The sequence below is a fragment of the Mesorhizobium salmacidum (SeqCode) genome (assembly GCF_037179605.1).
GTDB lineage: Bacteria > Pseudomonadota > Alphaproteobacteria > Rhizobiales > Rhizobiaceae > Mesorhizobium > Mesorhizobium salmacidum.
In genome coordinates this window covers 32,202-58,856 of sequence record NZ_JAPYKS010000007.1, presented here as the reverse complement: position 1 = coordinate 58,856, position 26,655 = coordinate 32,202, and the positions used below count along the sequence as shown (strand labels likewise).

Sequence of the window (26,655 nt, the reverse complement as noted above, 5' to 3'; positions counted from 1 at the left end):
CGCGGCTAGCCCTGACCGCTGCACATGGCCGGGTCGGACCCCGAACTTGGCTTCTGGATTTGGCTCCTGGAAGGCGTGCCGAACAAGGCGTCATAGGCGGCCAGCAACTTCGGACCCTCGTGGCTCCAGGCGAGTTCCTTGCGTACCCGCTCACGGCCTAACGCGCCCATGGTCGCGCGGCGCTCGCTGTCGTCAAGGAGTTCGGCGATTTTGTCGCCGAAGTCGGTGGGCTCCGTGCAGGTTGCGTAGAGCGAGGCGCCTTGCGCCGAAAAGCGGCCTTCCCGCAGGTCGTATTGCACGATCGGTTTGCCAAGCGCCATATATTCCATGATCTTGTTCATGGTCGATTTGTCGTTCATCGCCGTGGGCCGGTCGGGATTGACGCAGACATCGGCTGTCGAGAGCGCGGAAAACAGAATCTCGTCCGGGCAGCGACCGGTATAGGTGACGTACTCGCCGAGCCCGCGCGCGACTGTATCCGCCTTGATGGCATCAAGCTCGGGACCGCCGCCGCAGATCACGAACTGAATATCCTGGCGGCCTTTGGCATTCACCAGGTGGTCGACCGAGTCGAGCAGAAGGTCGAGCCCTTCCTGCTTGCCGATGACGCCGACATAGCCGACGACGAAGCGGCGACCATTGCGCCATTTCGGATCGGGCGCAACCTCTCTGACCCGGTCCAGATTCGGGCCAGAACGCACGATATGCACCTTCTCGGGGAGCATGCCCCCCCGTCTGATGGCGATGTCGCGGTAGCTTTCATTGGTGGCGATCGAGACATTGGCGGTTCGGAACGAAAGCCGCTCCAGCCAGACCATGAATTTCCAGCCGATGCCGCGCTTGCCGAACTTGGCCTCGTAGAGCTCTGGATTGATGTCGTGGTGGTCGAACAGGAACTTCTTGCCGAACAACTTGTAGAACCCGCCGATGAGGAAAATCGTATCTGGTGGGTTGCAGGCATGGATCGCGTCGAAACCGCGCTGCCGCGCCACTTTGAGTGACAGCAGGAATTCCCAAAACAACGCGGTGCTGTACTCCAGCACGTAGCCAAGGAAGCCCTCGGCGTCGAGCGGCAGCGAGTGGCGATAGATATGGACGCCGTCGATCACCTCGTAGGGCGCCGTCGCGCCCTTGCCTTTCGGGCAGATCACCGACACTTGATAGCCGGCTTTCACCAGCGTGGTTGCCTCTGACCAGACGCGGCGGTCGAAGGGGACAGGCAGGTTTTCGACGATGATGAGGATGCGCTTACCAGTTGATGCCGTCATAGGTCCCCGCAAACCGGTTCGTGTTCGGCAGCCTGGCCATGTCGAGAAGCGTCTGGTCTGCATTCATCTTGTCAACCACAGTTTCATATTCGGGCGAACGACTGGTGGCCACGACAACGTCCGAATGCATCACCATCTCGTCGAGCGAGGGGACCATCAGCTGCGTAACGTGCGGGATCGCGTTCATTAGGTATGTTTTGTTGGCGCCCATCAGCTTTGCCAACGACACGTTCGGGTCAAAAATGCGGATGTCGCAGCCCTTCCCGACAAGCCGCTCGATAAGTTCCAGATAGGGGCTTTCGCGCAAATCGTCGGTGCCTGCCTTGAAGGAGAAGCCGAGGAAGCCGATTTTGCGCTTGCCATAGCTCAGCAAGCGGTCCAGTGCGCGCTCGACCTGCTGCTTGTTCGACGGCAGCAGGGATTTAAGCAGCGGTGCTTCCACATCGTTCTGGATCGCGTAGGCGTTGATCGCACGTACGTCCTTCGGCAAGCAGGAGCCGCCGAACGCAAAGCCGGGCAGAAGATAGGCATTCGAGATATTCAGCTTGGTGTCGGCGAAGAACACCTCCATCAGCTCATGGCTGTCAACGCCCGCCGCCTTGCAGATATTGCCGATTTCGTTGCCGAAGGCGACCTTAAGCGCATGCCAGGTGTTGTCTGTGTATTTGACCAGTTCAGCCAACCGGGGCTCTGTGACGACAACGCGGCCAGGCAGGCCTGCGTAGAGCTCCAACAGCCGATCCCGGGTTATCTCATCGTCAACGCCGATCACGGTCTTGGCTGGATTATTGAAATCGGCGACCGCCGACCCCTCGCGCATGAATTCGGGGTTTGAGGCCACGCCGAACGTTTCGCCCAGTTTCCTTGATGCAGTTGCCTGCAGCGCCGGAATGACGATGTCGGACAATGTCCCCGGCAGCACGGTCGAGCGAACGACGACCGAATGATAGTCCGCCTTTCTGGAAAGAGACGATCCGATTTGGCGCGATACCGCCTGAACCGCCGACAGATCCAGTGAGCCGTTGGGGCGTGAGGGCGTGCCGACGCAAAGCAACGACAAGTCGCTGTTCATCACGGCTTCCTCGGTCGAGGATGAGGCCTTTAGACGACCCGACGCGACATTGGCAGCGACAAGTTCGCCGACGTCTTTCTCGATGATAGGGCTTCGGCCACTGTTTATGAGATCGACCTTGGCCTCGCTGACGTCGCAGCCGATGACGTCATGCCCGCGCTCGGCCAGGCACGCGGCACAAACAGTACCGACATATCCCAACCCGAAGATGGAAACTTTCATAGCTCGCCCGTCCTGTTCTTTCTTTCGAAAGGCGGATCGAGCCACCTTCACGCTTATTTTCGAAGAACATAAAAAAGACAAGTAAAGGTCAGGTTAGCAAACCGATCAGCAATCTGCTTTGCCACTGCATCCGGTGGCCAGGCGCTTTGAAAACAACGGTTGCCGCCTTATCGAGGAGCCCGAATCCAGCCGACTGCAGACCGCGTCCGGATGCCTGGTCGCCGCGTACAATCTCGATCTCGGCGCTTTCGGGCGCTACGATGCTGAGTTCCGACCTGCCGTTGCGGCGTGCCACCACACAATTGCCCTCGACCGACACGCTGAGTTCCGGCGAAATCAGGAAAGCGATCTCGACCGTCCCGGACGGCTTCGTGCCAACCAGCCGGTCCGTGATCAGAAAACCCTCGGCGGTTTCTTCTATATCCCGATGGTGAATGACGCCGAAGCGCCTCATGTAGCCATCATGCGAGGCGGATACTTTCAGCCGGGACGCTTGCGACCTGGCGTCCAATCTTGCTCGGGCACGCCGTGGCATCCAGTTGAAAGCACCTGACGGCTCGCTTTGGCTGACGCCGTCCATGGTAAGGGTATTGTGTACGGCGCTGACCCGGAAGCGCCGGCGACTTTCGCCTTCCGAATGATAAAGATGCGTGCCCGCATCGACCAGCAGCGGCAGGCCATCCAGTGAGAGCCATACCGCGAGCGCATCGGCGTGGCCATGTGCGGCCAAGGCGCCAAATCCAAGCGGTCCGTGATCGAAGACAAAATGGACACGGCGGCCCTTTATGGCACCGCGCCGGATGGTATAGCCGCCCTCTTCAAGGGTAACCGCGCCGTCGGCAGGCAGTGGCGTCAGCGATGGGGTGGCGAATACGGCATCGCGCCAATGCGGATCGCGTATAGCCGGTCCGAGTTCGGGCTGATCCAGAAAACCGGCAATCGCGCCGACGATGGACGCGACATAACGCGGCTCGTCGCTGCCGAATGCCAACAGGACGCGGCTCTGGTCGTCATCGCCGATCAACGGCGTATGGCCCGCATCATCGAGAAAGAAATTCAAGGCGCGGGCGGCTTCCGCCATGCGCTTACGTGCGGTTTCTGTGGCGCCGCCCAAGACGCTGAAGCCGATGAGCAGCATTTCGAGCGTGAAAGCGCTGTAGGCCGGCGACTGCTCCTTGCCCACGCCGTCCTTATGGAACAGGGCCAGCGCCCTGTCTTCAAGATGCGTCCGACCGTGTGTCAACCAGCGCGAGGCGTCGGAGTGGTTCGGCAGCATGCGTGCGGCAAGCACAAGGCCCATCGCCTCGGCGACGAGGTGATTGTTGGCCGAGGAATGAAGTGAGGGAAACCTGGCAAGCCACAGGCCGTGGGCGCAGACAAAGGACGCCAGCCGCTCGCCGGCAGCCCGGTCGATCCATGGATCGAGCGACGCTATGATGATGGACAGCGAGATCAGCCTATAGCCGGCCTCGATGCCTGAATACCAATTGATGCCGCGGCCGGGAACATTCGCTTCCATCCACGAGAAGACGGAGCCGAGTATGGTGTCGGCAAGGCTTGCGTCGTTTTCCCGGCGGGCATGGATTGCCGGCGCCGCCAGAAAATGCAGCCGGTTTGCCTCGGCCACGTACTTGACGTCTCCATGCTCCTCACCGAAGCGGAAATTGATGTCGAAGGTCGATCGCTCGGCGCCAGGCCAGCTTGCGCCACTCACCGGGTCCAGTCGCCAGATCACCGGATCGACACGGCCGCTACTGTCCAGCATCGATACAGGCCAATCGCGATTGAGCAGTCTCAGCCGGCCGGCGCGAAACGCGGCAGCGGCGGTTTGCAGTTGCTGTGCGACGGGCAGCGGCAAGTCCGCTTCGAACAGGGGCGCAAACAGCGGCAACACGCTGGGTCGCGCACCGGCCATTGCAAAGTCGGACCAGTCGTGGCGCTCGCGCCGCGCGCGCCTGCGCTCCAACTGCTCACGAAACCGATGACGGACCTCGCCATGTTCCATCACGGCAAGCCGTCGTGCATACCAGGTCAAACGTCTCAACATGGAGCAGATTCTAACGGACTGCCATTGCCTTCAGATTAACATCGGCAGGCTATCGGGCAGACGGCCCCGCTAACCTTAATCGGCATCTTTGTCGCGTTGTCCTCGCGCGCACCAGCCGGGTACCATATCTTTATAGGCGCGGGCTTGCAGGGCCTCGCAAGGAGCGCCGCTATATGGAATTCTCACGACGCCAGCTTCTGTCAGCTTCGATTGCCGCGCTGACGGCCCTGTCGGTGCGTGCTGCCGCGGCGCCAAAAACGAATTCCCGTTTTCAACGCGGCGGTTCGATCCATACAATGATGAATTGGGGAGCGTTGCGCGACGGCGATCCACAACACTATCTGGCGCGCCCGTTCGAAACGGCCCGAAACGCCTTCCCAGCCGAATTGGTGCGCGATTTTGCGCAGGCCGGATTCGACTTTATTCGACTCACCTTGGACGTTGGCCCGTTCATTCAGTTGCAGGGCAGCGACAGGGACGCGCTGGAGCGGAAGCTCATGGACAATTTGCAACTCTTCCAGGAGATCGGGCTTTCGGTGATCGTGGATTGCCATCCGGTCGAGCAGGTGCCGGCCTATTCGGTTCAGTCAATCCTGGCGGATCTGGAGGCGCCGCTTTTTGCTCAATACACCGCGATGATCAGCCGGCTGGCGGCTCTGCTGGGTGAACTGCGGTCGGAGCGGGTCGCGCTGGAACTCATGAATGAGCCGGTGGTCGGGGAGGCGAGTCATCGAACCCAGGTCCAAGTCTGGGGCGCGGCGCAGCTGGTTCTGCACGATGCGGCGCGGCGGGCGGCGGTCGATCTGCCGATCCTGCTGACCGGCGCCGACTATGGCGGCATCAGTGGGCTTACGGATCTGGATCCATCACCATTCATCGATAGCAATACGCTGTTTTCCTACCACTACTACATGCCACTCAGCTTCACCCATCAAGGCATCGATTTTGGGACGCCGGACGCCCCCTCTTCGCCCTACGTCGTCGATCTTCCTTATCCTTACGACGCTGTCTCGCCCGACGAGATATCGGCGAAAATAGAAGCTCGCATTGCCGCCAACACTGCGCTTGACCAGGCTGCAAAGATGGCTGCCATGGCCGATGCGCGTCGGATTCTCGATGGTTTCTTGGCCGACGGCTGGAACCGCGCCCGCGTCGAGAAAGACTTCGTGCGTGTGGCGAACTGGGCAGATCGTAATGGCATCGCGAGGAATCGCATCGTGATGGGCGAGTGCGGGGTGACGCGGCGCGATCGGATTTTCACGGGAGCCGAGCCGACCTATCGCCGGGCCTGGCTTTCGGATGTGACAGGCATTGCGCAGACGCAGGGATTTGGCTGGGCGCTCTGGGAAATCAACGGCCGGGAATTTGGTATTCAGCGGGCCGACGACAACCGGATCGATCCTTCGATCGTCGAGGCATTGGGGATGCCAGGCTAATGCATGTCGCCCGGAAGTGTCCTCGGGTCCGGGATAACGACATGCATAAAATCAGAAGCTTACGGCAGGTCGACCGAATCCTATTCGCCGCGACATGCTGAAAGCAATCGCCGCCTTGAGACCGCCGCAGCGATGCTTGCCAGCACAATTCCAGGAGAAGTTCGGGTCCGTCCAAGATTGTGTTAAAAACAAGAGCTAGAGCCTCAACTCCCGCGACCACTATCGGGCAAGCAGGCTGGTATAGACGCGCTCAACTTCGTCTGCCAGACGGGCGTAGTCACGGTTGGCCTTGACCCACACGGGCCCTTTGGCGGCCATCGTCCGGGCCTTTACCGGGTCGTCGAACAATCGCGCGACACCTTCCGCGATTGCTTCGCCCGAAAATGCCGTGACGATACCGGCGCCGCTGCGGTTGACCACCTCGCTCTGATCGTAGTGGACGGTGGCAACGATCGGCCGTCCCATGGCCATATATTCAACCAGCTTTGTGGGCGTGGCGACCTGCTGGGCCGCATCCATCTCGAACGGGGACAGGCAGACGTCGACACGCTTTACCCAGCCCAGCGCCTCGACCAGGGGAAGACGTCCGGTAAAGATCACCCTCTCGGACAGGCCGAGCCTGTCGAGTTGAGAGGCAAGTTGTTCACGCTCGTGCGCCGAAACGGCCCCGATGATCACCAGCACCGTGTCATAACCGTTGGCTACCAGCAGGGCCAATGCCTCGAACGTCAGGCGGGTGGTCAGGTTCAGAACATCGGCGCACATATAAGCCATGCTCTTTTTGCCGATGAGCCGCGGGTCGTCGGTGGCAGGGATCGACGCGGGATTATAGCGCTCAACCGTGACCCCCATCGGTATCGGCGTCATCTTCTTCGTCGGTATGCCTCGTTCGGCAACGCGCTCAAGCATCCTTTTCGATTGGACAATGACATGGTCCGACAGCGGCAGCACGACCCGGTAGAAGAGGACGCTGCCGATAACGGCATAGGCAAGTCGAACAAATCGGGCCGGCAGACTCATGGGCACGAGATTGTGAAGCGCGATACGCATGCGCGCTTCCAGCACGGGATAGCTCATCCAGAACACGAAGGGCGTACCGGAGATCCTGGCCGCGATGCCGTACACGATGCCCCACAGCGGCTGATCGCGTATCTGTATCAGGTTGTATTCGCCACGCGTTGCCCGCCAAGCCAGCTTCAGGCGAAGCCGGGTTTCCGCCATCATATAACGGAGCGAACCGAATTTCTCCGTCATCTGGCGACGAGCGATATAGAACCGCTCGGCGCCGCGCACGTCGACGCGTTTGGGACCATCCGTGTAAGGCCGCAGGCTCCAGTCAATCTTCAGCCCACGGCCAACCAGATGGTTTGAAAACAGTTCCACCAGATCGACACGGAATGCCGGGTAGTCGTCTGGCGCCACGAACAGGACGCGGACTCCAGCCAGCGGACTTTGATGTGGCGATATCACGTCAGCGGTCGCGATGGATTGTTTCGAGGCCAAGACTGTCATCTGTTCCCTGCGACCGCATGGCGCGCCAAATATGCCCTCAACCATTTAAGGCGCTGCCACAGAAATGGGTTTCGACGCAGTTGATCCGTCGCTGCCCGACCAAGCTGGATCGCCGCGATAGCGGCTTTGCCGCGTGATGTGAGCGGCACATAGGCATCATCCAGTTCATGGATGACGTCACACCAATGGGTCTTGAAGTCTTCGAAGCCGACGCCCAGGTCATAGGCGGCCATGCCGCGTTCGCAGCACTCCGCGATTTGCCTGAAAGTCAGCACTTGGCCCGGACTTTGTGGCGCCAATTCATCCCTGGCGAAGGTCATGAAATATACGTTGACCCGCTTGCGATGTATCGCCGAACCGATGACGGCGCAGATCTTGCCGCCCACCCGAAGCTCCGCCATTTCCAGCAACGGCTCGCTCATGTGCCGGGAGCGATCGAGAAGGTCGCGGAAGAAATCCGTCACCCCTGGGGCACCAAAGCTGTTGAGCTGGCCTTGCTCGGCAAGGCGCAAGGCTTTCTGCTCGAAAAAGAAGTCGAGAGCGGCATTGCCGCGCTCGAGAGACCGAACCGTGCCATATTCCAGCACGCCTGCCTCTCGCATTTTACGCTCTTTCGATTGGATTTTGCGTTGGCGCGAACCGCCGTTTCTTTTCTGCAGCACAGCCGCAAATCCCCCGGCAAGAGCGAAGGAGTAGCCTTCCGTATGCGATGGGCTGCGCGACAGCGCGGCGAGCGGCTGAGCCATGTCGTCATGGATCCTGGGCATTCTCCTGAGCACCGCATAGTCCACTCCATCGAGCGCGGCGCGCAACGTGGCTTCAATCTGGGTGCGCCTCATGCTGGCCATGACCGCCGCGGCTTCGTGGCTCCACAGGCCGAAATTGTAGCTGGAGTGGTTTCCGCCGATCCAGGTCGCGACGCGAACGGGTCCGAACGTCGAGGTCGCCAGCGGGAGGATGAAGGCCGGATTGCCGTCGAGCCGCCCCAACACTATGGCTGGCGTGGCTTTCTCCTTTGGCAGCACATGCCGGGCGTAGGCATCGACCCAATCATAGCGCTGAAAGATCGTTGCCACGCCGGTCGACTCGAGTTGGCGCCATTCGCGCTCGATATCCGAAGGGTTGGTAAAAGCCGCGACCTCGAAACGACCACAAGGTCTGTCGGACCAGACAGTCTGTGCCTCTCCATCGGCTGCCGTGTTCAACCGTGAGTTCATTCTCGCGACCCTTGGCGCCGGCTGCTGGCAATCTGCGTTGAGAAAACTGTTGGGTATGCATGCCAGGTTCCAAATCTACTTTATCCCGCACGACTTAAGGAATGGTCTAGCAATCCTCTATAATACCTCAGACAGACGTTCTTCATACCCCATGGATCGCGTTTTCTCGGGCGGCGGAGAGGCAAGCGCAGAGAGTTCGTTAACCTTTCGAACCGGTCGCCTCGGCGGTAATCGCTTAGCTCATACATTCCTGTTAGCGATCGGCGAGAATTATCCAATCGACAGGACGAGAATTGATTGCGTCGCTCAGAACATTGATCGGTCGATCCGCAGACATTCGGGTATTCAGCGCCGGGCTGCTCTGGTCGACCTTTGGAACGGTGATCGTTCGGCTGACGCCGATGATCACCACCATTTTGATTTCACACTGGTTCGGCATTGAATTCGTCGGCAAATTCGGAGTGACCTACGGCACACTGATGTCGAGCAGCCTGCTGGCATCCGCCGGTGTGGGCCTGATGGCCACGCGCAATATCGCCGCCTACTCGATTAACGACCCCGCCACGGCGGGCCGCCTGGCCGGCATGGCATTCCTCCTCACCGGTGGCGCCGCGGCATTGATCGGCCTGATGATCTTCCTGTTCGCGCATGAGATCGCCGGTCGGCTGCTGAAGCAACCGGAACTCGCTTTCTATCTCCAGATCATCGCGCCTGTGATTGTGGTCAACGCGATGAACACGGTCCAGACGGCCATCCTGAGCGGTATCCAGGCCTTCAGGACCATCGCTCGCCTCAACGTGATCTTTGGTGGATTGATGATCACGCTGGTGCCTGTCGGGCTTTACTTTTACGGCCTCTCGGGCAGCTTTATCGCCTTGGGCTGCGCTTATCTGGGTGGATGCCTCATCGCCTATCCGGCCGTAGTGGCAGCGCTTCGGCGGCGCGGTATTGAGATTGCGTTCCGGGAGGCATTTTCGCAGTGGCGGCTGGTTACACGCTATGCGGTGCCGGCGCTGCTTGCCAGTCTGCTGTACGAGCCGGTGAACTGGATCTGCACGGCGATGGTGGTCAACAATCCCGACGGTCTTGCCCAGGTCGGCCTGTACTTCATTGCCATGCAGTTGGAGACGTTGCTGCTGTTCGTGCCGCAGATCGTGGTGCAAGTGGTTATCCCGATGCTGTCGACCGGCTTCGGCGAGGCCGACCGCCGGCGTGTGATCAACGTGCTTGGCATGGGCATCGGCACCAATATAGCCATAGCCATAGGCTTCGTCGTGGTCATGATGACGTTCGGCAACTGGTTCCTTGTGCTGTTCAAGCTCGATCCCGCCCAGCACTGGCCGATTTTCATGATCGTGGTGCTCGCGGCCGCCATCATCGCCGCTGCCCTGCCGCTCGGACAGGTCCCGGTGTCCTCCGGTTACATGTGGACCGGACTTTCGATCACGGCTGGATGGGCGCTGACATTCATCATCGCAACGTGGTTTCTGCAAGATCGTGGCGCTCTCGGCATCGTTATAGCCCGCGCCATCGCCTGGTCACTGCAGACGGTGGTCTATATCGGGTTCACCCGCTTCGCCATTGGCCGGACGTGCGGTGAAAAGGGCACGTTGCTTCGCGATCGTGACCTTTCCACTGCGCCCGCCAAGTCGGCATCCTTGGATGCCTGATGGGGCGTCGGGGTGAAACATTGGCATTATAATGGATCCGGAAGTCGTTGGTTAAGCATAATCGCGGATACGATTTCGCATTAACTGCGCCGCTAGAGTTGAAGCGTATCTTCCAGACAGGGAGACTTGGACAGATGATCAATCGTATTCGTGCACTTTTCGCCCGCAACGAGGCGCTTTCATTCAACATCGAAACACTCTCCGATCATGACAACCTTTATGATGCGGGGATGACGTCGTTCGCCTCCGTCCAGATCATGCTGGCGATCGAGGAGGAATTCGACACCGAATTTCCAGAGGAAATGTTGACACGGCGCACATTCGCCTCGCTTGCCAACATCGCCGAGGCGGTCTCCAAACTTGCGAAGCAGGCAGTCTGACCATGAATGTCGCGAAAGCAATTGGCGTCGCCCCTGCCGGCATGCACAGTGACGCCCCCACGGTGCGCATGGCCCGTGTTGCCGAGGTTGCGGCCAAGGCGGCCGATTCCGTAGATCGCGACGCCCGTTTCCCCCACGAAGTCTTCGATGCATTGAAGCAGGAAAGCCTTCTTGGCGTGGCTGTGCCGATTGAATTCGGCGGCCAGGGAATGGGCCATGCCGCTATTGCCGACCTGATCGTCCAGCTGGCGCAGGCCTGCGGTTCCAGCGCGATGATCTATGGCATGCACCAGATTCAGATTGCGAGCTTGGCCAGCCATGGGACTGGCAGCGAATGGCATCGTGCCTACATGCGTCGCATTGCCAGCGAGCAGCTGCTGATGGCATCCGCTACCTCCGAGGCGGGCATTGGTGGCGATCTTCGCAATTCTATCTGCGCGCTCAACGTCATCGATGGCCGCTTCTCGTTGATCAAGGACGCGACCGTGATTTCCTACGGCGCCTTTGCCGACGCCATCCTGGCCACAGCGCGCCGGGCACCGGACGCAGCCGGCACCGACCAGTCCATGATCGTCATACCCGCCGACGCCAACCGCACGCTGGAGCGCAAGTCCGTTTGGGACACGCTCGGCATGCGCGGCACCTGTTCCGACGGCTTTCTGCTGACCGCAACCGGCGATGCCGCGCAGATATTCACCAAGCCGTTTTCGGAGATCGCTGCCCAATCAATGCTGGCGAGTTCGCACATCTATTGGGCAGCGACATGGTTTGGCATCGCGGCCGATGCCTTCGCGCGTGCCCAGGCCTTCGTCAAGCAAGCCGCCCGCAAGCAGCCAAACCTGACGCCGCCAGGCGCGCTACGCCTGTCGGAGGCAGCCGCCAAGCTGCAGGAGATGAAGGGACATCTCGTTGCCGCCATCCGCCGTTTCGAGATCGCCGAACGCAATGAGGACGATCTCTCCTCGATAGGCTTTGCCGCTGAAATCAACGCGCTGAAGGTGGCCGCGAGCGAAAAGGCGGGCGAAATCGTGCGGCTCGCAATGCTGATCTGCGGCATCCTTGGCTATAAGAACGGCACGCCGTTCAGCGTCGGCCGGCATCTGCGCGACATCACCTCCGCTACAGTGATGATTTCGAACGACCGCATTCATGCGAACACATCGACGCTGCTTCTGATGAGCCGCTTCGATGCCAGACTGGAAGGTTGAGATGGATACCGGGACATTCACCTCAAAGGACCTGCTCGACAAGCTGTTCGATAACGGCATCCTGTTTGAGACCGGCGTCGACGGCCTCTATGGCCGCTCCGGCATGTTCGAGGAAGTCATCGAACGTTTCGAGCGCCTGGTCACGCGCCTCGGCGCGGTCGACAAGCCTACCCGTATCCACTTTCCGCCAGGCATGAACCGCGCGACGCTGGAAAAAAGCGGCTACATGAAAAGCTTTCCGCAGCTTGCCGGGTGCGTGCACTCCTTCATGGGCGGCGAGCGCGACCATGCCAAGCTGCTTGGCATGATGGACGCCGGCCAGGACTGGACCGAACTGCAGCAGCCAACGGAGTTGGCGCTGACGCCTGCCGCCTGCTATCCGCTTTATCCGACGGTCGCCGCGCGCGGACCGGTTCCGATGGACGGCCTTCTGTTTGAACTCTCATCCTATTGTTTCCGGCATGAACCATCGCAGGACCCGGCCCGCATGCAGCTTTTCCGGATGCGGGAATTCGTCTGCATCGGTACGGCCGATCATGTGCATGCGTTTCGCCAGAGCTGGCTTGAGCGTGGCAAGGCGATGGTCGAGTCGCTGGAGTTGCCTTGTGAGCTGGATCTCGCCAACGACCCGTTCTTCGGCCGCGGCGGCAAGATGCTGGCCAACAACCAGCGCGACCAGGGGCTGAAATTCGAGCTGCTGATACCGGTGAGCAGCCAGGAAAAGCCGACAGCCTGCCTGAGTTTCAACTATCACCAGGATCATTTCGGCCAGACCTGGGGATTGAAGTTCGCCGATGGCAGCCTTTGCCATTCGGCCTGCGTCGGCTTCGGCCTGGAACGTGTGGCGCTGGCGCTGTTTCGTCATCATGGCCCCGACGTTAATGCCTGGCCGCCGGCTGTCCGCGCGGTTCTCTGGGATGCCTGACATGAACGCCGTGATCCCCGGTCTCGACCCGGCGGGCTACAGGCCGCATGAATTGCACAGCGCCGAACGACGCTGGCCGCAGACAAATTGCTACGTCGACCTGCTGATTGAAGTCATGCATGCAACCGGCCATGACCCGGTGGCCGCGCTCGGCTTTACCCTTGCCCAGGATTTCGAAGGCGATCAGTTCACCTTCTTCAAGTTTCCGATCGCCGATCTGCAGCGGCTTGCGGGTCTCGATATCCAGGAACTGGCGATCTTCGACCGGCTGGAAACGCATGTTGCGACACAGATCGATCTCGGACGCCTGCCGCTGGTGGAAGTCGATGCTTTCTACCTGCCCGACACAAGGGGAATCACCTATCGCGCGGCCCATTCCAAGACGACCATCGGTATCAATGAGGTCGATCCGCGGACGCAGCGGATGGTCTATTTTCACAATGATGGTGTCTTCGCGCTTGGTGGTGAGGATTATGAAGGCATCTTCGGCGGCGCGGACCTTGCGAGCGCGGGCTCGTTGCCACTGTTTCCTTACGCTGAGTTCGTGAAATTCGGCGTCACGCAGCCGCCCGAAGATATGGCACGAGCAGCCGCGACACTGCTCTCACATCACCTGTCACGCCGCCCGAAGCACAATCCGTTGCGATCCTATGCTGCTGCGTTCGGCCGCCATGTCGAGATGCTGGTCCACCGCCCGCCGGAGTATTTTCATATCTACTCCTTCAACACGTTGCGGCAGCTAGGCGCGAATTTCGAGCTTCTCGGCAGCCATCTGGAATGGCTCGGGAAAAATCGCCGCGAGGATTTCGAGCAAGCGGCCAAGGCCGCCGGCGATATCGCCGAAGGCGCCAAGGTCATGCAGTTCAAACTCGCCAGGGCCATGGCGCGCGGGCGTTTCGATGGCATGGAGGCGACGCTGGAACCGATGGCCAGCGCTTATGATGTTATCATCAACGTGCTTGACGCGCGCATGGCAACCCTGGCGGAGGCGGCCTGAACGGCGAGCGGAATTCGCCTGCCGTAGCCTGGATCAGATCCATGACGACAGTGATCTCCGTCGCCGATTCAGCTGAGTTGCTGGAAGCAGGATGGCAGCTTGCCCTGACGCCGGCTGGCGCATGGCGCGGGCCGAGCGATGCTGACCCTTCGGCAACATGGCTGCGCACCACATGTCCTGGTACCGCGGCGGCGGCGCTCGAGGCGGGCGGCCTTTGGGATCGGCAAGCACCGATGCCATTGCACGACAAGGACATCTGGTATCGCTGTCGCCTTGAAGCCAGCGGGCCGGTGCGGCTTGTCTTCGAAGGCCTTGCGACGATTGCCGAAATCTACATCGACGATCGATTGGTCCTTGTCTCCACCTCCATGTTCGCGCCGTGTCAGACGTCGCTGACGCTGAAAGGCGGCGAAATGCTTGCCATCGCGTTTCGCAGTCTTGACGCCTATATGGACGGCCTCAAGGGTCCGCGGGCCCGCTGGAAGGCGCGCATGATTGACGATCAGCGCTTGCGGCTCGTTCGCACGACCCTGCTTGGCCACATGCCGGGCTGGTGCCCGGCCTTCGACGTGGTCGGCGCATGGCGGCCGGTTCTGCTGGTGCGCGAGAATTTGGCTTCGCGCGTCGCTAGCGTCGACATGCGTTCCGATCTCGAAGGGACTACAGGCAGGCTCGATGTCGAGCTGACGCTCTTCACGCCGCTTGTCGACGGCGAAACCGCCTTTATCAGCTGTGCCGGAAAAACCGCGACGCTCACCAGCGATGGCGAGAAGCTGAATGCGCGCCTTGACATCGCCAACGTTGCGGCTTGGTGGCCGCACAGCCATGGAACGCCGGATCTTCATGGTGTCAGCGCTACCATCGGGAGTAACGAGGTAAACCTCGGACGTGTCGGCTTTCGACGCCTGGAGCTGGATCGCGGCCGTGACGGGCGCGACTTTCGGCTGATCGTCAACGGCATCCCGGTCTTTTGTCGCGGCGCGGTTTGGACACCGTCGGACATAGTGTCCTTGGACGGGAGCGCGGCGCCGTTGGACGCCGCCTTGCGCCTGGCAAGTGATGCCGGTGTCAACATGCTGCGTGTCGCCGGCCCCTTCGTCTATGAATCCAACGCCTTTCATGCCCTGTGTGACGAACTCGGCATACTCGTCTGGCAGGATTTGATGCTGGCGAATTTCGACTATCCCGCCCGGGATGACGAATGGTGCGCTGCGCTGGCGGCGGAGGTAGAAGCATTGCTGCGACGATTGCGGCACTCGCCTTCGCTTGCTGTGATTTGCGGCGGCAGCGAAATCGCCCAGCAGGCGTCGATGATGGGAATTCCAGCGTCCATGGACCCGACGCCATGGTTCGACACGGTGGTGAGGCCGCTTGCGGGCGCCATTAGACCTGATCTCGTGCAGGTTGCTTCCTCGCCGCATGGCGGCAGCCTGCCTTTCACCGCTGAAGCCGGACCGGTGCATTATTACGGCGTGGGCGCTTATTGCCGGCCGCTGGAGGATGCGCGCCGTGCCGAGGTCCGCTTCGCCAGCGAGTGCCTTGCCTTCGCCAACGTGCCGGATCAGGAGACGCTGGACGCCTTCCTGCCCGTTGCGCCCGTGCATGACCCACGCTGGAAAGCCGCGACGCCGAGGGACGTTGGGGCGTCTTGGGATTTCGAGGATGTACGCGACCACTATCTGGAAAAAGTCTTCGGCGTCGACGCCCGTGCGTTGAGGCTGCAGGACGGTGCACGCTACCTCGACCTCTCGCGTGCCGTGACGGCCGAGATCGTGGAGCGCACGATTGACGAATGGCGCCGACCGGCCTCGCCGACGGCGGGTGCACTGACCTTGTTCTGGAAAGATCTGGCCGTCGGCGCCGGCTGGGGTGCGATCGATGCGACCGGCCGGCCAAAATCGGTTTGGCATGCGATGAAGCGGGCCTTCCGTCCGCTGCGCCTGATCCTTAGCGATGAAGGCTTGAACGGCCTCCATGTGCATGTGATCAACGATGGACCGGACTTGGTTGAAGGCAGGCTCACCCTGACCTGCCTGCGCGATGGTTTGACACCGGTCGTCACAGGCAAACGCGAGATCGCGGTTGCGGCGCATGATGCCGTGACGGTTTCGGCCTTCGAGCTGTTCGGTGCGTTCTTCGATATCTCTTACGCCTACCGCTTCGGTCCGGTTGCGCATGAGTTGAGCGTGGGGCAGTTTACGGATTCGCAGGGAACCCAGTTGGCGGAAGCCTTCCATGTTCTGCCCAATGTCATGACGAAACGGTGCGATGTCGGCCTTCGCGCCAGGATCGAACCTGGCAGCGATTGCTGGCGACTTCGGCTCGCCTGCGACAGGGCCGTGTATTATGTCCATGTCGGCGGTCCCCATTATCGGGCCGAAGAGGATTATTTTCATCTGTTGCCTGGTCGCGAAAAAACAGTGCGGCTGGTCGCGTTGACAGGCGCACCGATGTCTACCGGGACCGTTACAGCCCTCAATGCGCAGCGACCTGTTGTTTTCGACCTGACCGAGCCGTTCCCTAAAATGGGTGCAGCCAGGGGCATTTCGTGAGGCCGATCGTCTTCGAAGGGACTGTCGGCTGGGTTCATCCCGCAGGGGGCAGCCGGGGCGTGGTTATAGCGGGCGCGCACGGTTTCGAAGACCTTTGCAGCCGGCGTTTTCTCACATTGATGGCAAGGCGGTTGGCCCAAGCTGGTCTACCCGTTCTGCAATTCGACTATCCAGGCTGTGGAGATGCCACCGGCGATCACACCGAGCCCCATCGCGTGGCTGCCTGGGTGTCGAGCATCGAGACGGCGATAGGGCGGCTGAAAGCCGAAACCGGCGTGACCGATGTGCTGGTGATCGGCTTCCGTCTCGGTGCTCTCCTTGCTCCATCGGCCATAGTCGGACGGGATGACGTTGCCGGTCTGGCACTGCTTGCGCCGCCATTATCGGGCAAGGCCTATGTGCGCGAGATGGCAGGCCTGGCAAGAATGATCGACGCAGCCCTGCCGCCATACGGCACTGAGGTCGAGCCATTCGACGGCATCGAAACCGCCGGCTTCAGGATAAGCGCCGAGACAATCGCGGATCTGCGGACGCTTGAGTGGCGTGAACTCGTCGGTTCCTTGTGTCAGGATATTCTGCTTGTGACGACACAACCCGCCACGTCGCATTCGGCGCTCGCCGAAGGCGTCGCCGCGGCCGGTGGCAGCGCGCGGATCGAGACATTTGCCGGTTTTGCCCGGCTGATGAGCAACCCGACCGCCAACGACATCCCGCAATCCACCCTTGAGATGGTCGTGAGGTGGGCAGTCGAGCGCCGAAAGCCCGTCGGCGCGGCTTCCCACGAGCCGGTGGCTACCGCGCCCGTGTTTCTGGCGGAGGGTGGATATAACGAATGGCCACTGGTGCTCGCGCCCGCGCCGGAGATTTGCGGCGTGCTGTGCATGCCTGCCCAGGCCAAGCCCCAGGGACAGGTCGCCCTCATCCTCAATGCCGGCGCGATACCCCATATCGGTTGGGCACGTGGCGCGGTCGACATGGCGCGTTCACTCGCCCGAGATGGCATAGCCTCGCTGAGGGTCGATCTGCCGGGCCTCGGCCAGAGCGGGACGCCGGACGAGAAGCGGCTGTTTCTCTACGATGAGCGCGGCCGCGATGACATGCTGCGTATTGTAAACTGGCTCGAGCAGTATGGATTTGATCAGGTCAGCGCGATCGGCACATGCGCCGGGGCCTATCAGGCGTTCCATGCCGCGCGTTTCGATCGCCGTATTGCCTCGCTGACCATGGTCAATCCTTTGTGCTTCGCATGGAACAGTTCATATGCCCTGGACATGGAACTGTCGAAAGTCAGGGACAATGCGCGTGGCTCACTCAAACCAGAGGACGGCGCCGGCGAGGCGGATGTGGCTGAGCCGCATTCACACGGAACGGCCTTGAGATCACCTCGCTTGAAAGCGCTCCTGTCCAGACTTGGCGGGCGCGCCCTGCGCTTCGGCCTGGAATTGTCGAAATCCACGACGTCCAACTTTTGGCGCAGGCGCGGTTCGGGAAGCCAGTCGGTGGAAACCTGGATGAGAAATCTGACCGCGCACGGAACGCGCGTCTTAGTGGTAAGTGCCGAAAACGATCGAAGCCTGGATGAAATTGCCCGTCACTTCGGGCCGGACGGCGAGCGTTTGAGGCGCATGCAAGGTATCACTCTCGTGCGTCTGGATGCCGCCGATCATACATTGACGCCGGCCCATGCACGCTCTCGGCTTGTCGAGCATGTCACAGAGTTGTTAAGCCCCGCCGCCGATGGGCGGTAGGGACCTGGGGCCTGCTCGACGACCAATCGACAGCCGGCACCTTAATTCTTTATTTCCCAAACTGGCATACCAATTGGGAGAGGCTTTTTATCTTCATGGATATCGCGGAATGTCCAACGCGCGAAACACAGCCGCCAGGCCGGGTGAAAACTCAGATTTGCCACCGTCGAGCGAGAAAAAATTGAGATTGCTGTCCTTGATCACCAATTTGCTGCGCAAGAGGAGCGGCAATCTAGCGGCTTCACAGACCGGCGTGATCTACGGGGATGACGATTTTGCCGGCTCGCCTGCTAGACTACGGCTCCTCGATCCACTGGAACTGGACTACTTTCCTCATGACAACGAGATATTCCAAGACCAGGATGAGAATACCGCTGAAACAATCCACAGCATTCATGCAGAGCTCGCCGAACTGCACGCCAGCGTGGCCGAACTGATGAAATCTTCAAGCAACGGACAAGCTAAAATTGCAAGCCCAGCCTATGCCGGACGGGGATTTTCGAAGGGTGCTTCCACGGACTACGGCACGATTGAGGAACCGCATGCGGCCTCCCCTTGGGAGCATATCCGTCGCTGACCAGATGTAAGTCAGATCCCGGACTGAGACCTCGCCCTGACCGGCGTCTTCCCGATGAGGGTGACTCCGGCATCGCGGCTGAGGGATATCCTGTAACCCGATATTAAGCATATCCGCGCATGGATTATTGGCGATATGCGCACGATGATTTTAGTGCGGTGGAGACGAGACTATGGCGACCTCCATGGGCGGCATTTCACGCGATCGATCTGCCGCCAGGCGAGCGCAGGTCGATACCTCGGTGGATTTGCTCGGCCTTGCCGATACGCTAATCCGCCGAGGCTGGATCGTTCTTTCGTTCACGCTGACCTTCGTCGCATTGGGACTGTTGGCGTTGTTCCTGATTTCGCCGCGGTATACAGCGACGTCGCGCATCCTTATCGATCCGCGTGAGCAGCGGGTCATGCAGAACGAGGTGGTGCAGCAAGGCTTCGGCTCCGACATGGCGCTGGTGGAAAGCCAGATCGAGGTGATCACCTCGGAAGCGGTGCTCAAGCGGGTTGTCCAGAGCAGCGGCCTTGCCACGGATCCCGAATTCATATCCGCCATCAAAAGCGGGCAAGATCCCTCTGTCATTGCGCTTGAAGCGCTGGCGCAAGCGACCAAGGTCGTGCGGCCCGAAAACACTTATGTGCTTCAGATCAGCGTCACCAGCAAAGAAGCCATCAAGTCGGCTCGTCTCGCGAACGCCGTGGCTGCCGCTTATTTGGGCTATCAGGCCGAAACAACTTCCGGCACCGCACGCGACGCCAGCACGTCGATCCGTGACCGCCTCGCACAATTGCAAAGCGAGTTGAATAGCTCGGAGGAAGAGGTCGAAGCCTTCAAGCGCGACCACAATGTTTCGGAATCGGACGGACGATTGCTCGGCGATCGCGAACTGACGGACCTTTCGGCTCGCCAGTCGGCTAGTGCTGCGCGAGTCAACGAAACAAGGGCCCGGTTCGAGGTTATGCAGGCCGCGCTGAAGACACGCGGAGATGTCAGCACGGTCATCACCGGTACCGACAGCGCCATGGTCGACCTGCGCACCCAGCTTGGCGAGGCGCAACGAAACCTGGCCGAGCTCCAGCAGATCCTCGGACCGCGTCATCCTCGCGTCACCGCTGCCGAAGGGCAGGTTATGCAAGCTCGCGCGACAATCCGTGCGGAAAGTGAGCGGCTGGTGCAAGCCGCGCAAGACGACTATCGCGCAGCTGTTGACACCCTGAACAAGGTCACCGGAGACCTTAATGCCGCCAAGACAGCTTCCTTCGATACCAACCAGGATCTGATCAAGCTGCGTGAACTTGAGCGCAAGGCGCAGTCCAGTAAGGTCGTCTACGAGGCGTTTATGGTCCGCGCCAAGGAAACCGCCGAGCAGGAAAATATTTCGCCGCCCAATGCCCGTATCATCGCTGAAGCGGCGGTTCCAAGTTCGTCCTCGTATCCACCTAAGTTGCCGCTGCTTATCGCCGCCGGACTGTTGGGATTGTTCATAGGCGTCTTTGCCGCGATATTGCGGGATCTGGCTGCCGGCGCGCTCGCCGCGCGTCCTCAGGCTCAGCCGTTGGAACCTGCCAAGGCGGACACCACCGGCGGGCTCGTAACAGTCGTCTCCATCCATGATCCCACCCTTGCCCGTCAAGCCGCGTTCGAGTTGGCGCGAGACGCAATGGCGGCCGACCAGAAAGTCATTTTCATCGATCTCGCGTCTGATGCACCTTCCGACATAGCCGGACTTGCAGAACTAGCAATTGGTGAATCCCCGGTCGCGAAAGCGATCCGGATCGGCCGTAAATCGGGACTTCAGATGCTCAACGCCGGGCGCAAGGATACTGTCGCGCGCCTGTCGCCCGGAAAAGTGGAAGCCGTCCTTGGCGCGATTATTCAGGAATATGACCACATCGTTGTCAATGGAGGGACACTCGAGGCCAGCCCCGGTCCGATGGCCGATGTGATTGCCGGATATTCCAGCCGGTCGGTGCTGGCGGTGCGGGACGGTGTGTTTGGTCCACGCGAACGCCAGGCTTTAAATGCGTTGGCCGGCGATGGCGACATGGATGTTTCGGTGGTGTCGGTTGAGAAGGACGTGGCTATCGATCAGGCCGCATGAAGTTCCCCTGGCCAAGAAATTGCGTCGCGGCGAAAGGCATTCATCGGCCCGACGCGGCCACTGAAAGTCAATGACAATGGGATCAATAGAATATCGGCTGAACGTGGTCGATTTCCCTCTAAAGGTGCAAGGCGACGCTGCGTCCTGGCGGCAGTTGGTCGATCCGCTCATTCTGCTGGCCACGGTACTTTTATTCTCCCTATCAAACTATGCGCTCGACTTTCTCGGCATCCCGTATGATTCATCGAGCGGATCGATCGTCACCAAGATCCATCCGGCAACCTACACATTTGGCTTGGCGCTGGTCCTGGCGGTGCTCGCCAATCGAAACCCGGTCGGCTACGCGGTCTCCCTTCTCGTTCGTTGCGCCGGATCGACCGGCCTGCTCGCCGCTTGCCTGCTGCTCTGGTACTTCATCTCCCGTTACAAGCCCGATCAATCCGCCTCCTTCCTGATCGACGCGCTGATGGTCGCGGCCGTTATTACCATGCTGTTTTGCGACTCGGGCGAAAAGCTGCGGCTTTATGCTGCCCGTTGCCTTCACATGCTGATGGTCCTCAATTGCCTGATTGCGATCACCGAAGGCTTGACATCGTGGCGACTGTTTCCCTTCCTCATTGAGGATCGGGTCCAGACCTGGGATCATCGGGCCACGGCTTTGCTTGGCCACCCGCTTGGCGGGGCGCTGGTCACTGGCGTCTACGCGGTGATCCTGATGACTGTGAAAGATGTTCGCGGGCTGAGCCCGCGCTGGCGCCTGCCCATCATACTCCTGTGCATGGCGACGATGCCGCTTCTCGGCGCCCGAACCTCGTTTGCTGTTGTCTATGGCGTGGCGGCGGTGATGGGCCTGATCTTCATTTTGAAGCTGATGCGCGGCGGCGCGATTTCAGTGCGCGCATTGCTCGCCATTCTCGTTCTTGCACCGCTTGGCGTAGTCGCTGTCGCGGCAATGTACCAATTCGGCTATTTCGACAATTTCCTCGCGCGTTTTACCAATGACAGCGGCAGTGCGGCGACTCGCATTCAGTTGTTTCGCCTGTTCGACAATTTCGGGCTGCGCGAACTGCTCATCGGATTTAATCAGGACGAGCTGGAGACCAGTGTACGTATAAACGGCCTCAGCGAGGGTATCGAGAACGCGTGGGCTGGCCACCTGTTGCGCTATGGTCTCGTCTTCTCGTCGGTTCTGTGGCTGGGCATCTTGAGCTGGTTCATCGAGATGCTGCGGGTCGGCGGCCGTGGCGCGATCCTGCCGCTCTTTTTCGCATTGCTGATCAACTCCACCAGCGTCGGCATAAGCGCCAAGACGACGATGCTGACCATGCCGGCCGTGCTGATACTGGCCCTTGTGGCAAGGACCAGAGCAATTCCAGGAAGAGCAGTTCCAGGAAAAGTGTGAGCGGTTTTCCGTCCGGAATTGCTTACGGAACCACTTATCAGGAGCCGGTCGCAGCGGCCGAGCGGCGAGGGGAGCGCGCCAACCCCTCTGAGCGAAGCAGCCCGAGCCCGTATCCATCTCAAACGCAGCCGCACGGTGGCGCAACATCGATCACAGTTGGGAGCTCATGGCCGCGTTCAGCTAGGCAGTGGTGATTGTTCCGGCGCTCTACATTGCGGGCGCCGCCACCACCTGCCGACAGCGTATTGAGGTCCAGGCCATAGAGCCCGCGCCGCAGAGCAATACCAGTGGTGCCAGTCCATCGGGCAGAAAAAACGTGCCGCGCGCCTGGCCGGTTCCGGTCAGCGGTCGCGAGTGACGATCAACCTCCGGGCGGTGCAGTCCGCTTAGGACCCGAGGCGGCACTCGCTGATGATGGGTGCCGCCTTGCGCGTCCGTCAGGCGACAGGGCTGTTACCGGGCTTTGGCCGATGGTGCCGTCTTACCCTGAGTCACCGACGGCGGGGTCCTGAGTGAGGCACCGGTCTGTGTATCAGTGGCCGGTACGGTATGCTCGTCGCCCGACAGCGGACTGCCCTGGCCCGGCACGGCATCGGCTGTCGGCGCACTGTTGTTTATGCCGTTCATGAACGGCTGGCTCGAGGTCGTCAGGCCCCCGGCCGACGTGGCGGTGAAGAGGTGATCGGCTGCCGACGCGGGGCCGGCAAGCAGCGAAAACGCCGCAATGACGATGAGAGTTCGCATGACGGATACTCCGATAACTGCCTGTCCGATGCCGGCCTTACGGTGGCAGGGACGGCCGTCCCTTCACGATCCCAACGCCGCGCTTCTCGCTGCGTTCCCGATAGTTTCGTTTCGACGCAAAGAAATGTCTTTCACTGGTACACACCGGCGTGCGGCTGCAGAGCGAGCTCAGGCGCTTTGCGAGCGTGGACGGAAAGGCGTCCGGATTGCACGTTGAGTTGCCCGTGAGGTTGCGCCAGTCTTCACCGAGCAAATCCGCTCCGCACGCCGCGCGGCTGCTGAGAACCCTCTCATCACGAGAGAGGTGGCGGGGCGTGTGCAAGACCGCTCCTGACCAGAGGCCGAACCTGGCGCGCACTTGCACGGGCAGGCGATCCATCACAGAAACCATATTCCCGCTTCGAACCGAACGCTTTCGCCGCAAAATTCGCCGCGAAAGTCGGACGTATGCCGATCATGAACGACCGTGGTGCCGCTCCGAAAAAAATTCGGGCGACCTCTTGAACAAAAAAACGCGATTCCCAGATCGTTTTCCGTCGAGGCTTCGGCTCGACATAGTTCGTCGCGGCGGCGCGCCGCGACCCATGTTGGTTCACGGAGGATATGGCTATGAGAAGCTTTGATTATTCCCCTCTTTACCGCACCACGGTCGGCTTCGACCGGCTGTTCGACATGCTCGAAAACAGCGTGCGCTCCGACTGGCCTCCCTACAATATCGAGAAGAATGGCGAGAACGATTATCGTATCACGATGGCCGTCGCCGGCTTCGGTCTTGACGAAGTCGAGCTTGTGCAGAACGGCCCTGAATTGTCCGTGACCGGACAGAGGAAGCCCGATCAGCAAAATCGGGAAATCCTCCATCGCGGCCTTGCGACAGGAAACTTCAAGCAGGTGTTCAAACTTGCGGACCACGTCAAGGTCAAGGCGGCCAATATCCATAATGGCCTGCTGTCGGTGGACCTGGTCCGCGAAGTGCCCGATGAACTCAAGCCTCGGTGCATCGAGATCGGCTCCGAAGCCAGAGCGGTTCCGCTTCAGGACAGCGGCAACAAGCAGTCCATAGATTCAGAGCCGCAACGCAAAGTGGCCTGATACCGGAAACCTCAGTCTGTGGTCCGCCTCCCGGCTCGGCCGGGAGGCACAGATCGCGGAGAACGGAGATGAGATGGCAAGCTTACTGTTTTCATGAATCCAAACTGGCAGACCACGTTGCGGGATTCGCTGCCGTGCGTACGCCGGAGGACGTCCTGAAAGAAGAAATGACGATCGACGAAAAGAGGGCTTTGCTCGCCTTCTGGGCTTCGGACGCCAATGCGGTTCCGGACAATCCCAGCCTACGCCAATTGGACAGCGGTGCCATTGCGCAGTTCAGCGAGATTCTTCGTGCGCTCCACACCCTGGACGAGATCGGGCGCAAGCCGCCGGTCAGGCCACCGGTTGACCGCGGTCCGCCTTCAGACCGGCGTCGCAACAAAGCCAGGCGCGGTTGGATACGGTACCCCTGGCGAGATGACGATGACGATGATCCGCCGCCGGTTCCCGCGTATGCCGGCGTTCCGCCCAGATATGGGGATGGCGGCATGTTCGCGGAGCCTGAGCATGCCGTCGCGTGAAAAGCTGAATCGGCAAACCAATTCGTTCAACCGAATGGAGGACTACATGGACGACAGGACGTTCGATCGACCGGTGTTGGTCAAGGATGGCCAGTTCATTCAAGAAATAGGAAGTCTTGAGGATGCCTTCGATTTCCTGGATGAGTGGCCGCGGGAGCGGCGGGGCCCAATTTTCGAAACGGCTTTCCGGGCTTGCCAGCGTGCTTATGATGGCCAGATACCACTGTCGGTCGCGCGCGATGCCGTCGCTGGCTTCGCGAGATCCGTCAAGATCCTGCAGGAGCCGCTTGCTCCACTGCCCTGGATGAGTGGTACCAAATCAGGCCGCGGTGGGATAGCCGCCTAGCTGCGACACGGCAGCGGCACTCCCAGAGGTGTCGCTGCCGCAGCTCCGTACGGGTTAGCCGACCAGTCAAGCCCACTACGCCGCCCTGTGTGGTGCCCGCGTAGAGTCTTTGGAAATTTGGCTCCCCGGGATCGACGAAGCTGAGAAATTTGAATTCGCGATTCCCCCTACGCCAGAATGCGCCCTCCGTGACGAAGATGCGCAAACGTGATCGTGACCCCGCAGAAGCCCTACGCCTTGCTGGCGGGCCAAAGCCGACGCTGAGAGACCGAGCTGCGGCCCTCGCTCGCGAGCGTGGCGAGGTGCGAACGGCTGAACTGACAGCAATCGGCATTCCCCGCTGCTACCTAGCCCGGATGTGCGATGAGGGTTTGCTCATCAAAGTCGGTTATGGAGTATATCGCGCCGCCAAACGTGATGCTGCTTGATGCGTATCCCGTCGCCGTCTTGTGCGGTGATCTCGCGACGGTCAGAGCCAGCGGCGAACCTCGGCCTTGTAGCGGCGGTAGTCGTCGCCGAACTTCGCTTCGAGATAGCGCTCCTCGCGGGCGATCACCTGCGTCTGGATCGCGATCAGCACCAACGGGAGCAAGGCGAAGGCGATCGGCCCGTCGAAGCCGATCGCAAGGCCGGCATATATAAGCGCCATGCCGAGATACATGGGATTGCGGGTCCACCGATAGGGACCGGTCGTTGCGATGAGGGTCGTTGCTGCGACGGCGGAATGTTGGTGCCCAGGCGCCGGAACAGGCCCGCCGCCGCAAGCATCAACGCCGCGCCGGCAACGAACAGCAGCCCGCCCAACGCGCCCAGCAATCGCCAGTCGATGCCGAAAGAGCGCAGGGTAACGAACCGCTCCGCCGCCAGCCCCAACAGCAGCGCTCCCAGATAGACGAAGGGCGGAGGGAAGCGCACACCCGCGCTGTCCGGTTCGACGGCCATGATCATCCTCCAATCTGTGCTTTCAAAACGGCGGCCCCAGAATCAACGCCTCGAATTACTACTGCAGGACTTGTTTGGCGCTCGGGCGTCCGCTCACATGGGCGAACCACTGGACGAGCTTGTTCTTGCCATCGAGGATCGCTTCGCCCTCTGGCGTTATACGCAGCCGGTCGAAATGCGGCATGAGGCGGATGTCGGCCAGACTAAAGGTTTCGCCGGTGAGGTAGGGTGCCGCAATCAGAGGCTCAAGCGCCTCAGCGCAGCTACGTGCCATGGGCACGGCCGCGTTGACCCGTTCCATGTTGGTCGGCTGGCCGAGGAAGGTTGGCGCGACCACTCGCTCGAACCCAATGCCGCCCCAGGATGGGCCCAGGCCCCTTCGCGCGCGTTCGTCGGCTGGAGCGCCGGACCAGGAAACGTCTGGTCCAGATAGCGCAAGATGGCCTGGGTTTCGAAGACTTCGAAGCCATCATGCTCAAGCACCGGAACCTTGCCGAACGGATTCCGCGCAAGATGCTCCGGCGTTTTCCATGCCGGCGGCATCAAGCTGACGAACTCGTATTCCACACCTTTCTCGGCGAGGCCAAGCATCGCCCCCCGCACGTTGGGACTACCTGCCGTGCCATAAAGTTTGACGCTCATTACGCCAGGACTGGTCGTATTCATGAGGATCACTTCCCTT

The 26,655-nt window shown here is 60.6% G+C and carries 23 protein-coding genes and 1 pseudogene; 15 read left to right on the top strand and 9 right to left on the bottom strand.

Going from position 1 to position 26,655, the window contains the following annotated elements; genetic code table 11:
• Nucleotides 1–5: 5 nt before the first annotated feature.
• The 3 genes from O7A60_RS11405 to O7A60_RS11395 all read right to left on the bottom strand — a co-directional run bounded on the left by O7A60_RS11405 (nucleotide 6) and on the right by O7A60_RS11395 (nucleotide 4,609).
• Entirely contained in the window at nucleotides 6–1,268 is a 1,263-nt protein-coding gene (locus tag O7A60_RS11405; protein WP_337106335.1) for a glycosyltransferase family 4 protein, read from the bottom strand.
• Complete coding sequence (locus O7A60_RS11400) at nucleotides 1,249–2,562, bottom strand: nucleotide sugar dehydrogenase (protein WP_027144026.1); 1,314 nt, start codon at nucleotides 2,560–2,562, stop codon at nucleotides 1,249–1,251. The genes O7A60_RS11405 and O7A60_RS11400 overlap by 20 nt, the downstream gene beginning before the upstream one ends.
• 88 nt (nucleotides 2,563–2,650) lie before the next feature.
• Nucleotides 2,651–4,609 (bottom strand): heparinase II/III family protein, encoded by a 1,959-nt coding sequence (locus O7A60_RS11395; RefSeq protein WP_337106334.1) that lies wholly within the window; start codon nucleotides 4,607–4,609, stop codon nucleotides 2,651–2,653.
• Nucleotides 4,610–4,782: 173 nt separating this feature from the next.
• Here O7A60_RS11395 and O7A60_RS11390 point away from each other — a divergent pair, with 173 nt between their 5' ends.
• Complete coding sequence (locus O7A60_RS11390) at nucleotides 4,783–6,045, top strand: glycoside hydrolase family 5 protein (protein ID WP_337106333.1); 1,263 nt, start codon at nucleotides 4,783–4,785, stop codon at nucleotides 6,043–6,045.
• A gap of 219 nt (nucleotides 6,046–6,264) precedes the next feature.
• On the opposite strand, the gene O7A60_RS11385 is transcribed toward O7A60_RS11390, so the two are convergent.
• Both O7A60_RS11385 and O7A60_RS11380 read right to left on the bottom strand, forming a co-directional pair.
• Nucleotides 6,265–7,548: a glycosyltransferase gene (locus O7A60_RS11385; RefSeq protein WP_337106332.1), complete on the bottom strand. Its 1,284-nt coding sequence runs from the start codon at nucleotides 7,546–7,548 to the stop codon at nucleotides 6,265–6,267.
• 5 nt (nucleotides 7,549–7,553) lie between these two features.
• Nucleotides 7,554–8,303: a GNAT family N-acetyltransferase gene (locus O7A60_RS11380; RefSeq protein ID WP_337106331.1), complete on the bottom strand. Its 750-nt coding sequence runs from the start codon at nucleotides 8,301–8,303 to the stop codon at nucleotides 7,554–7,556.
• Between the two features lie 764 nt (nucleotides 8,304–9,067).
• On the opposite strand from O7A60_RS11380, the gene O7A60_RS11375 reads away from it, so the two are divergent.
• From O7A60_RS11375 to O7A60_RS11330, 10 genes are all read left to right on the top strand, one after another.
• Entirely contained in the window at nucleotides 9,068–10,444 is a 1,377-nt protein-coding gene (locus tag O7A60_RS11375) for an oligosaccharide flippase family protein (protein WP_337106330.1), read from the top strand.
• Between the two features lie 47 nt (nucleotides 10,445–10,491).
• A complete protein-coding gene (locus O7A60_RS11370) occupies nucleotides 10,492–10,824 on the top strand; it encodes an acyl carrier protein (RefSeq protein ID WP_337106329.1) in 333 nt (110 codons plus the stop codon).
• Between the two features lie 2 nt (nucleotides 10,825–10,826).
• The gene (locus O7A60_RS11365) at nucleotides 10,827–12,032 is read left to right on the top strand and encodes an acyl-CoA dehydrogenase family protein (protein ID WP_415926817.1); all 1,206 of its coding nucleotides are present in this window, start codon (nucleotides 10,827–10,829) and stop codon (nucleotides 12,030–12,032) included.
• A 1-nt stretch (nucleotide 12,033) separates the two neighbouring features.
• The gene (locus O7A60_RS11360) at nucleotides 12,034–12,957 is read left to right on the top strand and encodes an amino acid--[acyl-carrier-protein] ligase (protein ID WP_337106328.1); all 924 of its coding nucleotides are present in this window, start codon (nucleotides 12,034–12,036) and stop codon (nucleotides 12,955–12,957) included.
• Nucleotide 12,958: 1 nt separating this feature from the next.
• The gene (locus tag O7A60_RS11355; protein WP_337106327.1) at nucleotides 12,959–13,954 is read left to right on the top strand and encodes a DUF1839 family protein; all 996 of its coding nucleotides are present in this window, start codon (nucleotides 12,959–12,961) and stop codon (nucleotides 13,952–13,954) included.
• Nucleotides 13,955–13,995: 41 nt separating this feature from the next.
• On the top strand, nucleotides 13,996–16,506 hold the full coding sequence (locus O7A60_RS11350) for a glycosyl hydrolase 2 galactose-binding domain-containing protein (RefSeq protein ID WP_337106326.1): 2,511 nt from the start codon (nucleotides 13,996–13,998) through the stop codon (nucleotides 16,504–16,506).
• A complete protein-coding gene (locus tag O7A60_RS11345) occupies nucleotides 16,503–18,254 on the top strand; it encodes an alpha/beta fold hydrolase (protein WP_337106325.1) in 1,752 nt (583 codons plus the stop codon). Before O7A60_RS11350 ends, O7A60_RS11345 begins: the two co-directional genes overlap by 4 nt.
• Nucleotides 18,255–18,363: 109 nt before the next feature.
• Entirely contained in the window at nucleotides 18,364–18,831 is a 468-nt protein-coding gene (locus O7A60_RS11340) for a hypothetical protein (RefSeq protein WP_337106324.1), read from the top strand.
• Nucleotides 18,832–19,003: 172 nt separating this feature from the next.
• Nucleotides 19,004–20,926 carry a GumC family protein gene (locus O7A60_RS11335; RefSeq protein ID WP_337106323.1) on the top strand — a complete coding sequence of 641 codons (1,923 nt, stop codon included), beginning with the start codon at nucleotides 19,004–19,006 and terminating at the stop codon, nucleotides 20,924–20,926.
• Nucleotides 20,927–21,080: 154 nt separating this feature from the next.
• A complete protein-coding gene (locus tag O7A60_RS11330) occupies nucleotides 21,081–22,328 on the top strand; it encodes a VpsF family polysaccharide biosynthesis protein (RefSeq protein WP_337106322.1) in 1,248 nt (415 codons plus the stop codon).
• Between the two features lie 453 nt (nucleotides 22,329–22,781).
• Here the strand turns inward: O7A60_RS11330 and O7A60_RS11325 are convergent, their stop codons facing one another.
• Nucleotides 22,782–23,072, bottom strand: a complete 291-nt coding sequence (locus O7A60_RS11325) for a hypothetical protein (RefSeq protein WP_140502754.1) — start codon at nucleotides 23,070–23,072, stop codon at nucleotides 22,782–22,784.
• Nucleotides 23,073–23,681: 609 nt separating this feature from the next.
• Between O7A60_RS11325 and O7A60_RS11320 the strand changes: the two genes are divergently transcribed.
• From O7A60_RS11320 to O7A60_RS11305, 4 genes are all read left to right on the top strand, one after another.
• Nucleotides 23,682–24,164, top strand: coding sequence for an Hsp20 family protein (locus tag O7A60_RS11320; RefSeq protein WP_337106538.1), 483 nt, complete (start codon nucleotides 23,682–23,684; stop codon nucleotides 24,162–24,164).
• 68 nt (nucleotides 24,165–24,232) lie between these two features.
• Nucleotides 24,233–24,685: a hypothetical protein gene (locus tag O7A60_RS11315; RefSeq protein ID WP_337106317.1), complete on the top strand. Its 453-nt coding sequence runs from the start codon at nucleotides 24,233–24,235 to the stop codon at nucleotides 24,683–24,685.
• A 46-nt stretch (nucleotides 24,686–24,731) separates the two neighbouring features.
• Entirely contained in the window at nucleotides 24,732–25,031 is a 300-nt protein-coding gene (locus O7A60_RS11310; RefSeq protein ID WP_027144010.1) for a DUF982 domain-containing protein, read from the top strand.
• A 197-nt stretch (nucleotides 25,032–25,228) separates the two neighbouring features.
• Nucleotides 25,229–25,459, top strand: coding sequence for a type IV toxin-antitoxin system AbiEi family antitoxin domain-containing protein (locus O7A60_RS11305; RefSeq protein WP_337106537.1), 231 nt, complete (start codon nucleotides 25,229–25,231; stop codon nucleotides 25,457–25,459).
• A 41-nt stretch (nucleotides 25,460–25,500) separates the two neighbouring features.
• Here the strand turns inward: O7A60_RS11305 and O7A60_RS11300 are convergent.
• The 3 genes and pseudogenes from O7A60_RS11300 to O7A60_RS31940 all read right to left on the bottom strand — a co-directional run bounded on the left by O7A60_RS11300 (nucleotide 25,501) and on the right by O7A60_RS31940 (nucleotide 26,615).
• Nucleotides 25,501–25,973: pseudogene (locus O7A60_RS11300) on the bottom strand (methyltransferase family protein).
• A 58-nt stretch (nucleotides 25,974–26,031) separates the two neighbouring features.
• Entirely contained in the window at nucleotides 26,032–26,310 is a 279-nt protein-coding gene (locus tag O7A60_RS11295) for a glutathione S-transferase family protein (RefSeq protein WP_337106316.1), read from the bottom strand.
• On the bottom strand, nucleotides 26,211–26,615 hold the full coding sequence (locus tag O7A60_RS31940) for a glutathione S-transferase family protein (RefSeq protein WP_415926820.1): 405 nt from the start codon (nucleotides 26,613–26,615) through the stop codon (nucleotides 26,211–26,213). Before O7A60_RS31940 ends, O7A60_RS11295 begins: the two co-directional genes overlap by 100 nt.
• Nucleotides 26,616–26,655 lie beyond the last annotated feature (40 nt).